Below are 12,433 nucleotides of genomic sequence, written 5' to 3'. Positions count from 1 at the left end.
CTGAAGACGCGGCGATCACCACTTTGGTGGCCCAACAAGTGGCGGCCGGTTTGGATGTCGTCACAGACGGTGAATTCCGGCGCTCATATTGGCATCTTGATAACTTTTGGGGATTTGAAGGCGTTGAACGGTTTAAATTTGGTGAAGGGTATCAATTTGCCCATGAAGAAACGCGAGACGATTCGGCCCACCTCACCGGTCCGTTGGGTTTTGATGCGACAACGCATCCGCTTATTCGTGAATTTAAGTTTCTTAAAGCTATTGCTGATCGTTATGGTGTCGCTGCCAAAGTGACGCTCCCGTCGCCAGCGCAATTCTTTGCGGAATTAGTGCGTGGCCAAAATGCGGAACGTGTCCACCGGTTTTATACCAATGATGCTGACTTTCATGCGGCCATTCAACGGGTATATCATGACGAAATTTTAGCACTTTATGATGCTGGTGCGCGCACCATTCAACTCGATGACTGTACTTGGGGGATGCTCGTGGATCCACATTTCGGCGTGCTGATGGCTGGTAACGGCGTTAGTGTGACCGAGTTAAAGACACTTTATTTAACCCTTAATAATGGGGCATTAGCCGATTTACCGGATGATTTGGTGATTAATACGCACGTTTGTCGTGGGAACTATCATTCTGACTGGGCGGCGAGTGGTGGCTATGATCTGGTGGCTGATGAACTTTTGGGTCAGGAAAATGTGGCGAGCTACTTTTTAGAGTATGATTCTGACCGCGCAGGTGGTTTTGCACCCCTAGCCAAGGTTTCTGGTGATAAACGGGTTGTGCTGGGTTTAATCACGACCAAAACAGGTGAACTTGAAGATAAACAGGTGATTATTGACCGCATTTATGAGGCGGCGCAGTATTTACCATTAGAGCGCTTGTGGTTATCGACCCAATGTGGCTTTGCGTCAACTGAGGAAGGTAACGTGCTGACAGAAGACCAGCAATGGGCTAAATTGGCGCTTGTACGCGATATTTTAACGCAAGTCTGGGGCTATAAAGCATAATCGTTGCCCGCTGAAACGACTTGCGCTATACTCGAATTATTTATTTGAAGATGATCATTTTTTACCAAACAAGTTCTAATGTTGTGGGTAGCGTTGGCTGCAAGTCGTTTATGGGGGAAGTGTATGAAACGAAAAACAATAATCGGTGCGGGGATCGCCGTGTTGCTGGTTGGTGGGGCTGTGTTGTACCAACGGGGTACGACAAAACCAACCCCAGCAACGCTAAAGGTCACGGTACAAAATCCAATTACGACATTAGATCCAAATTTTGCCGATGACATTGGGTCCAATTTGGCTGAGGTACAAACGCTGCAAGGTTTGTATACGACAGATGCCACAGGCCAAATCATTCCGGGAATGGCCGAAAAGATTGTGCAACCAACAAACAACCACACAGTCTATACGTTGACGTTAAAAAAGAACCAGAAATGGTCTGACAGGACAACGGTGACGGCACAAGATTTTGTGTCTTCGGTGAAACGACAGGTCGACCCAGCGTCTAAATCAACGCGTGCCAATCATTTTAAAGATTTGGCTAACTATGACGCCATTAGGAAACAGGGTGCTAGTATTGATACCTTAGGGATTCAAGCTGTTAACAACCGCACAGTTAAAATCACCCTGTCGCAGCCAGTGCCTTACTTTAATTTTATTTTGGCTAATCAGCTCTATCCGATTAACCCCGCTAAGGTCAAAGCTTACGGGCATAAATATGGCCAAACAGCTGAAACAACGGTTTCTAACGGGCCATACATGATTAAAAAATGGAATCAATCGGCCACAACTTGGGAATATGTGAAGAATCCGTATTATGCGCAGGCCAAAAAAGTCCATTTTAATACGATCAAAACAACCTTGGTGACCGATGCCACTTTGGCCAGCAAACAATTTTTGTCAGGTAATGTTGATGAAGCAGAAATATCTGGTGGTATTTTAACCAATTTGAAGAAACATTATGCTGACGAGATCAAGTCTCAGAAAAAGGGCCGGATGGCCTTCATTGTTTGGAACGCGCAAGATAAAGTAGCTGGGAATACCAATTTCAAACGTGCGGTGAGCTATGCGATTGATCGACGTGTGCTAGCCGATCAAGCTTTAGCTGATGGGTCAACTGCGGCGCAGTCTATTGTCCCAAGTGGCGAAGTTAAGGTGCACGGCCAAGACTTTAATGCGGGATTGGCGTTACCAAATGATAAGACAAAAGCACAAGATTATTTGAAAAAAGCACAAGCAGAAATCGGCGAGAAAAAGCTGACGTTGACACTTAATACGGCTGATACGGATGCTTATCGCGCTGCTGGGCTTTATTTGAAGCAAAGTATTGAAAGCACATTGCCGGATGTGACCGTTAATCTTAATCGGATGCCGTTAAATGCGGAAATTTCAGCCTTTAACAATCGTAATTTTCAAGCTGGCACATTGAGTTGGTCAACTGATTATAATGATCCGATTGATTTCTTAGATACCGCTTATTCAGACGGTGCGATTAATTTTACAAAATGGCATGACGCCCAATATGACGCCTTTATTCAGAAAATTAATCAACAGCCCGAAGCCAATGATGCGCGTTATCAATTAGAGCAGCAAGCGGCTAAATTGAATAATGACTTGAATGGGGTCACACCGCTATATCAAGTAGCCAATGTACATTTGCAGAAAAAGACGATTAAAAACTTAAATTATCCTGTGATTGGATACCAAAGTTATCAATATGCAACAGAAAAATAACCGACGTAGGAGTTTTATTATGAAAAAGATTGGGATTGCTGGGAACCACACCATTCATCCAAACCCCAAATTTGGGACGAATTATGTGAACTATATTCAAAAAAATTATACCGCTGCCCTGACAGAAGCCGGGGCATTGGTCATGATTTTACCAATTAGTGCCCCAGAACTGGCGGCTGACTATGTGGCAAGTATCGATGCCTTGGTGTTAGCGGGTGGGCAAGATGTGACCCCTGATTATTACGGTGAAGAACCAATCCCAGCTATCGGTGAAATTGATCGCTATCGCGATGCGTTTGAATTTGCCTTGTTTGCCGAAGCCGTGCGAGTGGGCAAGCCCGTCTTTGGTATTTGCCGCGGGGCGCAGGTGATCAATGTGGGCCTTGGTGGCAAGCTTTATCAAGATTTGGCCACTCAATATGCACAACTTCGTGTAAAGCATGATCAATACCCAACGAAGTGGTCCACGCCAACACATCGCTTGGTTTGGCAACGCGATAATTGGTTAACACCGATCGTAGCGCCTGATGCGCTAGTGAACTCTTTTCATCATCAAGCAGTGAAAACATTGGCACCATCGCTAACTTTGGATGCGACAAGTTCGGATGGTGTTATTGAAGCCTTTTCAGATGAAACACGGCATATCTATGCTGTGCAATGGCATCCGGAAATGCTCCGTATGACAGACGATGCAGTGCAAGATGTTTTTGATGCCTTTGTTGCAAAAGTTGAAAACGTCTAATATTTTGCAAGTCGTTAAATTAACGGCTTTTTTTACGCGATGAAATAGCGTAAAATGTGATGAGTAATGTTGCAGCGTTTTTAAAGCCTTGCTGGCATTAGCGTGAAACATGAGGTTGATGAACCTGATCGCTCATTGGCTAGTTGTGTTAATTGTTGCCGTTTTGGCACATCACGTTCATTGGAGAAGAACATGTTTCAATACATTAAGAAAATCATCATCGGCAAACCACTCAAAACGTTAGATGAGGGTGGCCAGTCATTGTCGAAAACTAAAGCGTTAGCGCTGCTGTCATCTGATGCCTTGTCATCAGTGGCCTATGGGACGGAATCCATTACAGCTGCTTTGGTTGCTGCGGGCGCCGTAGCGCTGTGGTTGCAACTGCCGATTGCGCTATTAGTTTTGATTTTGTTGGCAGCTATTGTCTTGAGTTACCGACAAATTATCCATGCATACCCTTCAGGCGGTGGTGCTTATGCTGTTGCCAGTGAAAACTGGGGGGCGAAAGCGGGATTAGTTGCCGGCGGATCGTTACTAGTTGATTATATGTTAACGGTTGCCGTATCAGCATCGGCGGCATCTGACGCCATCACTGCAGCGATTCCAATGTTAAATCCCTATGTGGTGCCGCTCTCAATTTTCGTAGTCGTGTTACTGACTGGTATGAATTTGCGTGGTTTGCGGGAAAGTGCGAACTTCCTGATGTTCCCCGTCTACTTTTTCATCATTGTCTTAGCGATCATGATTATCTGGGGTGTGTTTCAGGCAGCCACGGGCCAATTGCCGTATCATGCTGCGGCACGCGTGGGGACCAGTTTTTCTGGTCTATCATTAGTCTTGTTTATGCGTGCCTTTTCAAGTGGGTCGTCATCTTTGACAGGTGTGGAAGCGATTTCTAACGCGGTACCAAACTTTCGGGCACCAAAAGAACGGCATGCGGCGACAACGCTCACATTAATGGCACTGATTTTAGCGACATTCTTTGGTGGCATCACGTTTTTGAGTTACTGGTATGGCATTGTGCCCAATAGTCATTCAACAGTTTTGTCCCAAATTGCTGCCAAAACATTTGGCGGGCATAATATGGGCTTTTACATTATTCAATTGGCCACGGCCTTGATCTTAGCTGTAGCAGCCAATACGGGCTTTTCGGCTTTTCCCATGTTGGCGTTGAATTTGGCGCGCGACAAATATCTACCACATCTCTACATGGATAAAGGCGATCGCCTCGGTTATTCTAACGGTATCTTATCACTGGCTTTTGGCGCGATTATTTTGTTGCTGATTTTCCATGGTTCCACAGATGCGTTGATTCCGTTGTATGCGGTCGGTGTGTTTGTACCGTTTACCCTGTCACAGTCGGGGATGATTATTCATTGGTGGCGGCAGAAGCCAACGCGCTGGGTACTGAAAGCCTTGATCAATTTTGTTGGGGCCTTTATCTCAGCGGTATTGGTGGTCACGTTGTTTGCCACACGGATTGAACATGTTTGGCCATATCTTTTGATTATGCCCATTATCATGTACATGTTCCTAAAAATTAAGCATCACTATACGAGCATTGCGCGTCAACTGCGTTTAGCCTATGCGAAAAATTCACATGCTGTGCGGCATCATTATGATGGGGCGACCGTCATTGTCTTGGTATCAAATATCACTAAAGTGACAACCGAAGCGATCGATTATGCGCTATCTATTGGCGATTATGTGGTGGCGATGCACGTGAGTTTTGATGTAAATCCGAAAAAAGAATTGGAAACCTCAACGCAGTTCAAGTTGGATTTCCCTGATGTCCGCTATGTGGATATTCATTCGTCTTACCGCTCAATTGTTAAGCCAGCCACTAGTTTCGTGGATGCAGTGGTGAAACAAGCGGAAAAGCGCAATCATTCAGTCACGGTTTTAGTGCCACAATTTGTGCCAAAAAAACCTTGGCAAAATATTTTGCATAACCAGAACTCGTTACGTCTGCGTACGGCGTTTGCCGCACGGACGGATATTTCAGTCTCAACCTATTATTATCACCTATCAGAATAGTGGTAGATAGCGCAACAATAAGGAGTGGCATGTGCTTGAGCTGGCATGCCGATAACAATCATGACACAAGATACGAAGTTAATACTGTTTTTCATTTGGGTCGTCATTGCGATGATGATATCAACGGGTGGCTTAATTCTGATTATGCGTTGGTATCATCGTGAAGTCGATCGGGTAAAAAAACAACAAAAGGCGTCACAAAACACGGAAACGCCCACAACGAAGCAAAAATAAAAACTGCGGCAAACTGATCATCATCAGTTTGCCGCAGTTTTTGTATTAGAAACTTTCAGTTGGGACTGGGTCCAATCGGGCTTGCCAATCAACGTCAGGATATTTACGTTGCAAAGCCGTTGCCAGAACGCGCTTAGCTAAATTACCATTACGTGTAAAGATTGGGCCGTGGAAGTATGAGCCATAAACATTACGATAAATCACACCTTCAGTTTTGTCCATCCCGTTATTACCATTACCAGAAATAACAGTACCCAAAGCACGTTCACCTTCGCCGAGGAACGTACGACCTTGGTGGTTTTCAAACCCATGGTATTTTTCACCAGTGTCATTATTTTCAATCACAATGTTACCAGTGAGGCGCTTACCGGATAATACTGTTAATTGGTCATCATACATATTGGTCGTATAATGATCCATGACGCCAATGCCATCGACACGCGTGCCGTCGGCCATCACCATATAATGACCGAGTAATTGGAAGCCACCACAAACAGCCAGCAGTGGCCCATCATTTTCGATGTAGTGTTTGATGGCAGTTGCTTTTGCAGGTAAATCTTCGGCGACAATCGTTTCTTCGTAATCTTGTCCGCCACCAAACAAGACAAAATCAAAGGCTTGGTCATCAAATTCGTCGCCAAGTGAAACCAATTGATAATCAACAGCGACGCCGATTTGCTTGGCATAGTAGGTGAGGGCAATGATGTTCCCATAATCACCATAGGTGTTCATCAGATTACCATAAAGGTGCGCAACGTTGAGTTGGTATTCGGTCATTAGAAACCTCCTTTAATATAGCCAGCTGCACCAAGTTGTTCACGAAGTTGTAGCATCGCCGTATAAGTCGCTGCAATGTAGACCTTATCGGTTGGTAAGGCTTTGATGGCATCAATCACTTGGGTCAAATCTTCATAGACGGCTTGGTCAGCAAAACCAGCCATCTTCAAACGCACGCGAATATCACGATAGCGTTCACCGCCAGTAGCGACGGCTTTGAGCTTGGTGTCATGCAGCTTTTCAAATTCGGCATCCCAAATCCAACTGGTATCAATACCGTCCGCATAATTGGCGTTTAACAGCGCCAATAGTGAGAAATCAGCCGTTTCGGTCCGCATCATATCAATGACAGAATTGGTCCCAACCGGATTTTTAATCAAAACGATTGTGACATCCTTGCCATCGACATGAATGGCTTCTTGACGGCCAAAAATCTGTGCATTTGATTCAAAAGCTGTCTTGATTTGTTTAGGCGTTACACCGAATTCACGACCAACAGCATAAGCAGCTAGGGCATTATAAATATTGTAGAGCCCGCCAATTTCAATGCGAAGCGGTGTCCCGTCAATGCTAAAAGTTGAATAAGTTGGGGTCAATTCGTCAATTTCGGTCACCTGATAGGCCAATGGTGGGCGCTTGAAATCATCGGTGACACTAAAATACTGACCAAGATTGGCGTACGTGATGAAATCATAGTGTAAGACAGAATGATCGGTCGGTGATAAGATCCCATCAGTGTTGATTGGCGCCACTTGTGGTTGGTAATCGGCCGGTTGGATATGATTAAAGCCAAAATATTGGCGCTTGTTTGGGAAATCACCACGGGTAAAGATTGGTGAATCACCGTTGGCTAATACTGTCGCTTCGGGTGCATGCTGAATGCCGGCGATGATTTTATCATACGTTGTATAAATTTCGCCGTAGCGGTCAAGTTGGTCTCGGAAAATGTTTGTGAGCACAAACATTTTTGGCTTGATTGCTGAGGTGATTTTTTCAACGTTAGCTTCATCGACTTCCAAGACGGCCACGGGCTTTTTACCGTTTGGAGAAGGCTTGACTGGTGTCGTCACCAATGTGCCGGTAATCCCTTGAATCATGTTAGAACCGGATGGGTTGGTGATAACTTCATAGCCACCAGCTTGTAAGACGCGCGTGATGAGGGCAGTGGTCAACGTTTTACCGTTTGTACCAGTCACCACCACAAGGTCGAAATCCTGTTGGATTGATTTGAGAATATCTGGGTCGATTGCGACCGCGATTTTGCCGGGTAGACTTGTGCCACCACGGTGCATCACGTCATGCAAAAACCAATAGGCGCTTCTAGCAGTCGCGCGTGCAATTGTACTTTTAAGTGTCATAATGTCCCCACTTTCATGATTATCATTTTACCACGCGTAGCCTTGAGATGGGAATTTTTGATGAAATGTTAAAAAAGCTAATCGACCTGTGTTCTGGTGTGAAAAAGCGCCTGTTATCGTTTGGCATTTGTTATAATAGGAAGGAGTGACAAAATAAGTCAGCAAACAAACTTTTCAGGAGGCGACGTGTCATAAACTGAGGCAACTTGGGACACGGGATGATGATGGCACAATTATTTTTTGAATATGGGGCAATGAGTTCAGGTAAATCAATTGAAATCCTGAAAGTTGCGCATAATTACGAATCACAGGGACGTCAAGTGTTGTTAATGACGCCGATTGTGGATACCCGTGCCGGTGTGGGCGTTGTGGCCAGTCGGATTGGTTTGTCGCGCGAAGCTTTAGCGATTAAGCCAACGGATGACTTGTATGACTTAATTAAGGCCAAGCAAAGCGACAACCTTGCCGTGGCCTTGATTGATGAAGCGCAATTTTTAACCGCAACACAAGTGGATCAATTAGCCAAAGTCGTGGATCATCTCCATATCCCAGTGATGGCATTTGGTTTAAAACAAGATGCCTTTAATCACTTGTTTGAAGGGTCAAAACGACTCATCGAAATGGCTGATAAGCTGGAAGAAATGAAGACGATTTGCTCGTTTTGCGGTAAAAAAGCGACAACGCAATTACGGATTGTTGACGGCAAGCCACAACGTTCTGGGGAACAGCTCTTTATTGGTGGCGATGAAGCTTATATTCCAACCTGCCGTCATCATTGGTACGTGCCCGATTTGGCTAAAATTGCCGAGATGTTTCCTGTGGATAAGTAAAGACAAAAAGCTATTTTTTCAACATAAATTATCACAATAACAACAGGGTACAGTGGCTAAGTTAAACAGTTGGTGTACCACTGTGAAGAGGAGAGTGAACGATGGATCCAATTTTTCAATCATTACAAACGGTTGTTGATCGTTATGATGAACTTAACGAACAATTAGCCGACCCAGAAGTGGCAAGTGACGGCCAAAAATATATGGCATTGTCAAAAGAAGCGGGGGAAATGCGTGAGACGGTTGAAGTCTATACCCGTTACCAACAAGTCATTCAAGAAATTCAAGAAGCAGAAGAATTACTCGATGATGCCGAAATGGCACCATTAGCGAAAGAAGATTTAGCTGACTTAAAGCCAGAAAAAGCGCAATTGGAAGACCAATTGAAAATTTTAATGTTACCGAAAGATCCCAATGATGATAAAAACATTATCATGGAAATTCGTGGGGCTGCTGGTGGGGATGAATCGTCATTATTTGCCGCGGACTTGTTAGACATGTATCGTCGTTACGCCGAAAAGCAACGCTGGACATTGAGTATTATTGATGAATCTACGACTGAAGTTGGCGGCTACAAGGAAGTCGCTGTGATGATTACTGGCGATAATGTGTACTCGAAGTTAAAGTTTGAATCAGGTGCGCACCGTGTGCAGCGCGTCCCATCAACCGAAACGCAAGGGCGTGTTCACACATCAACGGCGACGGTGGGTGTGATGCCTGAATTTGAAGACATTGATTTTGAATTGGCTGAATCTGATTTGGAAGAAGAATTCTTCCGTTCAGGTGGTGCTGGTGGTCAAAACGTCAACAAAGTGTCAACGGCAGTTCGTTTGGTTCACAAGCCAACTGGTATCATGGTGAAAATGCAAGAAGAACGGACGCAAATTAAAAACCGTGATAAGGCGCGCAAGTTGCTGGCCAGTCGTGTGTATGATTTTTACGCGCAACAAAATGAAGCCGCCTATGCCGAACAGCGTAAGTCTGCCGTTGGGACTGGAGACCGTTCAGAACGTATCCGGACATACAATTATCCACAAAACCGCGTCACAGATCATCGCATTGGTTTGACATTAAACAAGTTGGATCGCGTGATGAACGGTGAATTAGGGGAAGTCGTTGATGCGTTAATCATTGCGGATCAAACAGCTAAGCTCGCTGAACTCAATAACGCCTAACAATGACAGAAAAAAACTTTGAAACCCCAAAACAATTTCAACAACCTAATCAGACCACGCACAAACGCTCAAATTCACCTGCTAAGTTGACCCAACCACGTTGGTACGAGTGGGATGATCAGGTCAAACCAACTGCCCCAGCGCAAGTGAAGTTGTCATTACTCGAAGCACGCAAATGGGCAGTTTTAGAACTCACGCAGGCGGGGATGCCGGAAGCTGATGCTAAAGATAACGTGGACTTTTTGTTAACGGGCGCCTTAGACATTAACTACGGTTATTTACGGGCCAATCTATCACGGCAAATGCCAGCAGTGCTGGCAGCTGTTTGGCCAAAGTGGGTGGCGCAATTAACCCAAAACAAACCACCACAATATATTTTGGGTCATGCACCTTTTTATGGGCGAGAATTTATGGTGGATGAACGTGTTTTAATTCCCCGACCAGAAACTGAGCAACTCGTAGAATGGATTTTACAAGATGCCAGTGGCACCCAAGGTGCACCAGTTTCTGTGTTGGATATTGGGACGGGTTCAGGTGCAATTATTGAGACGTTAATGCTTGAAAATCCACGTGTTAAGGGGTTTGCCGCCGATATTTCACCTGATGCCTTGGCCGTGGCTGAAAGTAATGCACAGCGTTTTGGCTTGCATCAGTTACACTTCGTGGAAAGTGATGTTTTCCAAGGCGTTGCAGATTTGACTTTTGATATTATCGTCAGCAATCCGCCGTATATTGCGCGGACTGATGAAGCAGAAATGGACGCCAGTGTCTTGGCGTTTGAACCACAACTGGCGTTGTTTGCCGATCAAGATGGCTTAGCCATTTACGCTAAGATTGCGGCCGGTTTGGCACAACATTTGACGGCACAGGGGCGTGCTTATTTTGAAATTGGCTACAAACAAGGCCCAGCGGTGGTAGCCATGATGCAACAAGCGCTACCTGATGCGACGGTAACCTTGAAAAAAGATTTCGCAGGCTTAGATCGTATGGTGCGTGTGGTGAAAGGATTATTATGGAGACAGAATTACTAACAACTCAAGATGTGCAACGGGCGGGTGCGTTATTAAAAGCCGGTGAAGTGGTGGCTTTTCCAACAGAAACAGTCTACGGCTTAGGAGCAGATGCTACTAATGATGCGGCGGTGAAAAAAGTCTTTTTGGCGAAAAATCGGCCAGCAGATAATCCGCTTATTATGACCGTTGCAGACGTTGAACAGTTGACACCCTTTGTCACGATTTCTGAAGCAGCTCGGCAATTGATGACGGCATTTTGGCCGGGGTCTTTGACAGTTATCATGCCCATTAAACCAGATCAGGTATCGATGTTGGTGACTGGCGGGTTGCAAACGGTGGCTTTCCGTTTGCCTGCCAATGAGACAGCGCGTGCTATGATTCGTGCAGCCGGGGTACCGATTGTTGGCCCCAGTGCCAATACGTCCGGCAAACCGTCACCAACCACGGCCCAACACGTTTGGCATGATATGCAAGGTCGGATTGCAGCCATTGTGGACGATGGCCCCACTGAAGTAGGCGTTGAATCCACGGTGATTGACATGTCAACAGACACACCGACTATTTTACGACCAGGGGCCGTGACGCAACAACAATTAGAAGCCGTTCTTCAACAACCAGTCTTTGATGCCACTAGCACGACATCAGTGGCGAGTCACGTCACACCAAAAGCACCGGGGATGAAGTATCGTCACTATGCGCCGGATAAAACAGTGGTCATGTTTGATCGTTTAGATGCTTTGGCGCTGCGATCAACCCTGACAGCCCAAGATGTTGTCATGGCTCAAGATGACACATTGGCAACATTGCAGTTACCAATGACGCAAACGTGGTCGTTGGGGGAAACACTTGAAAGTGCGACCGAACAGCTTTTTGCGGGACTACGTTTTTATGATGAGACGCCAGAAGTGGCGACGATTTATGTCGAAAAAATGCCACCCATTGGGATTGGCAAAGCGTATAATAATCGCTTAGCTAAAGCAGCAGGCAATCAAGAATTTACGATTTAAAAGCACCGGATCGGTGCTTTTTGTGTTGAACTTGTGGTAAATGTCGCGCACGTCACCCAGATGCTTAACGTTTACTGAAAAGTCACACGGAAAACATGTAAACGTTTACATCACAAACGTGATGAGACCGGCATTTTTAGCGATTGGGCTTGATATATCAAGGTTTAACCGGGCATTTTACTTGATATTTTGTAAGCGCTTTGATACACTATTATCAGAAGCTGATTCACAGCTAAAAAGGAGAAAATAATCATGACACAATCAAAAGAATTCCATATCGTAGCAGAAACAGGTATCCACGCACGTCCAGCAACATTGTTGGTACAAGCAGCTTCAAAGTTCACATCAGACGTTACTTTGTCATACCAAGGCAAGGATGTTAACTTGAAGTCAATCATGGGTGTGATGTCACTTGGTGTTGGTCAAGGTGCCGATGTGACAATCAAGACTGAAGGTGATGATGAAGAAGCAGCAATGGCTGCCATCACTGAAGCAATGGAAAAAGAAGGACTTGCTGAATAA

General features: G+C 45.2%; 12 protein-coding genes. 10 read left to right on the top strand and 2 right to left on the bottom strand.

The genetic code is table 11. From position 1 onward, the window contains the following. From ACW12G_RS00930 to ACW12G_RS00910, 5 genes are all read left to right on the top strand, one after another. Positions 1-1,010 (top strand): 5-methyltetrahydropteroyltriglutamate--homocysteine S-methyltransferase (locus ACW12G_RS00930; RefSeq protein ID WP_455647068.1); only part of this gene is annotated, 1,010 nt, incomplete at its 5' end. A 123-nt stretch (positions 1,011-1,133) separates the two neighbouring features. Beyond that, a complete protein-coding gene (locus ACW12G_RS00925) occupies positions 1,134-2,738 on the top strand; it encodes a peptide ABC transporter substrate-binding protein (RefSeq protein ID WP_455647067.1) in 1,605 nt (534 codons plus the stop codon). Positions 2,739-2,757: 19 nt separating this feature from the next. Then, positions 2,758-3,480 (top strand): gamma-glutamyl-gamma-aminobutyrate hydrolase family protein, encoded by a 723-nt coding sequence (locus tag ACW12G_RS00920; protein WP_455647066.1) that lies wholly within the window; start codon positions 2,758-2,760, stop codon positions 3,478-3,480. Positions 3,481-3,672: 192 nt separating this feature from the next. Continuing rightward, positions 3,673-5,517 carry an APC family permease gene (locus ACW12G_RS00915; protein ID WP_029509519.1) on the top strand — a complete coding sequence of 615 codons (1,845 nt, stop codon included), beginning with the start codon at positions 3,673-3,675 and terminating at the stop codon, positions 5,515-5,517. Between the two features lie 45 nt (positions 5,518-5,562). After that, entirely contained in the window at positions 5,563-5,751 is a 189-nt protein-coding gene (locus ACW12G_RS00910; RefSeq protein WP_010000837.1) for a hypothetical protein, read from the top strand. Between the two features lie 45 nt (positions 5,752-5,796). Here ACW12G_RS00910 and ACW12G_RS00905 read toward each other — a convergent pair whose 3' ends face one another. Together ACW12G_RS00905 and ACW12G_RS00900 are read right to left on the bottom strand one after the other, a co-directional pair. After that, positions 5,797-6,528, bottom strand: coding sequence for a type 1 glutamine amidotransferase (locus ACW12G_RS00905; RefSeq protein WP_147000981.1), 732 nt, complete (start codon positions 6,526-6,528; stop codon positions 5,797-5,799). Next, the gene (locus ACW12G_RS00900) at positions 6,528-7,886 is read right to left on the bottom strand and encodes a MurT ligase domain-containing protein (protein ID WP_455647065.1); all 1,359 of its coding nucleotides are present in this window, start codon (positions 7,884-7,886) and stop codon (positions 6,528-6,530) included. The genes ACW12G_RS00905 and ACW12G_RS00900 overlap by 1 nt, the downstream gene beginning before the upstream one ends. A 224-nt stretch (positions 7,887-8,110) precedes the next feature. On the opposite strand from ACW12G_RS00900, the gene ACW12G_RS00895 reads away from it, so the two are divergent. From ACW12G_RS00895 to ACW12G_RS00875, 5 genes are all read left to right on the top strand, one after another. Further along, positions 8,111-8,716 (top strand): thymidine kinase, encoded by a 606-nt coding sequence (locus ACW12G_RS00895; RefSeq protein WP_055307443.1) that lies wholly within the window; start codon positions 8,111-8,113, stop codon positions 8,714-8,716. A 101-nt stretch (positions 8,717-8,817) separates the two neighbouring features. Beyond that, positions 8,818-9,891 carry a peptide chain release factor 1 gene (gene prfA, locus ACW12G_RS00890; RefSeq protein WP_455647064.1) on the top strand — a complete coding sequence of 358 codons (1,074 nt, stop codon included), beginning with the start codon at positions 8,818-8,820 and terminating at the stop codon, positions 9,889-9,891. A gap of 2 nt (positions 9,892-9,893) precedes the next feature. Continuing rightward, a complete protein-coding gene (gene prmC, locus ACW12G_RS00885) occupies positions 9,894-10,922 on the top strand; it encodes a peptide chain release factor N(5)-glutamine methyltransferase (RefSeq protein WP_455647063.1) in 1,029 nt (342 codons plus the stop codon). Continuing rightward, positions 10,904-11,911, top strand: a complete 1,008-nt coding sequence (locus ACW12G_RS00880; protein ID WP_048700904.1) for an L-threonylcarbamoyladenylate synthase — start codon at positions 10,904-10,906, stop codon at positions 11,909-11,911. Before prmC ends, ACW12G_RS00880 begins: the two co-directional genes overlap by 19 nt. 252 nt (positions 11,912-12,163) lie before the next feature. After that, positions 12,164-12,433 (top strand): phosphocarrier protein HPr, encoded by a 270-nt coding sequence (locus ACW12G_RS00875; RefSeq protein WP_010006425.1) that lies wholly within the window; start codon positions 12,164-12,166, stop codon positions 12,431-12,433.

This window comes from Leuconostoc sp. (assembly GCF_965300815.1).
The sequence above is the reverse complement of the archived record's forward strand: the minus strand, read 5'-3'. Positions and strand labels throughout refer to the sequence as shown.

Bases quoted from the DNA above. Each gene is read 5' to 3' on its own strand.
- ACW12G_RS00925 (WP_455647067.1), top strand. From the start codon at position 1,134: ATGAAACGAAAAACAATAATCGGTGCGGGGATCGCCGTGTTGCTGGTT.
- ACW12G_RS00900 (WP_455647065.1), bottom strand. From the start codon at position 7,886: ATGACACTTAAAAGTACAATTGCACGCGCGACTGCTAGAAGCGCCTAT.
- prfA (WP_455647064.1), top strand. From the start codon at position 8,818: ATGGATCCAATTTTTCAATCATTACAAACGGTTGTTGATCGTTATGAT.
- ACW12G_RS00920 (WP_455647066.1), top strand. From the start codon at position 2,758: ATGAAAAAGATTGGGATTGCTGGGAACCACACCATTCATCCAAACCCC.
- prmC (WP_455647063.1), top strand. From the start codon at position 9,894: ATGACAGAAAAAAACTTTGAAACCCCAAAACAATTTCAACAACCTAAT.
- ACW12G_RS00895 (WP_055307443.1), top strand. From the start codon at position 8,111: ATGGCACAATTATTTTTTGAATATGGGGCAATGAGTTCAGGTAAATCA.
- ACW12G_RS00910 (WP_010000837.1), top strand. From the start codon at position 5,563: ATGCCGATAACAATCATGACACAAGATACGAAGTTAATACTGTTTTTC.
- ACW12G_RS00905 (WP_147000981.1), bottom strand. From the start codon at position 6,528: ATGACCGAATACCAACTCAACGTTGCGCACCTTTATGGTAATCTGATG.
- ACW12G_RS00880 (WP_048700904.1), top strand. From the start codon at position 10,904: ATGGAGACAGAATTACTAACAACTCAAGATGTGCAACGGGCGGGTGCG.
- ACW12G_RS00875 (WP_010006425.1), top strand. From the start codon at position 12,164: ATGACACAATCAAAAGAATTCCATATCGTAGCAGAAACAGGTATCCAC.
- ACW12G_RS00915 (WP_029509519.1), top strand. From the start codon at position 3,673: ATGTTTCAATACATTAAGAAAATCATCATCGGCAAACCACTCAAAACG.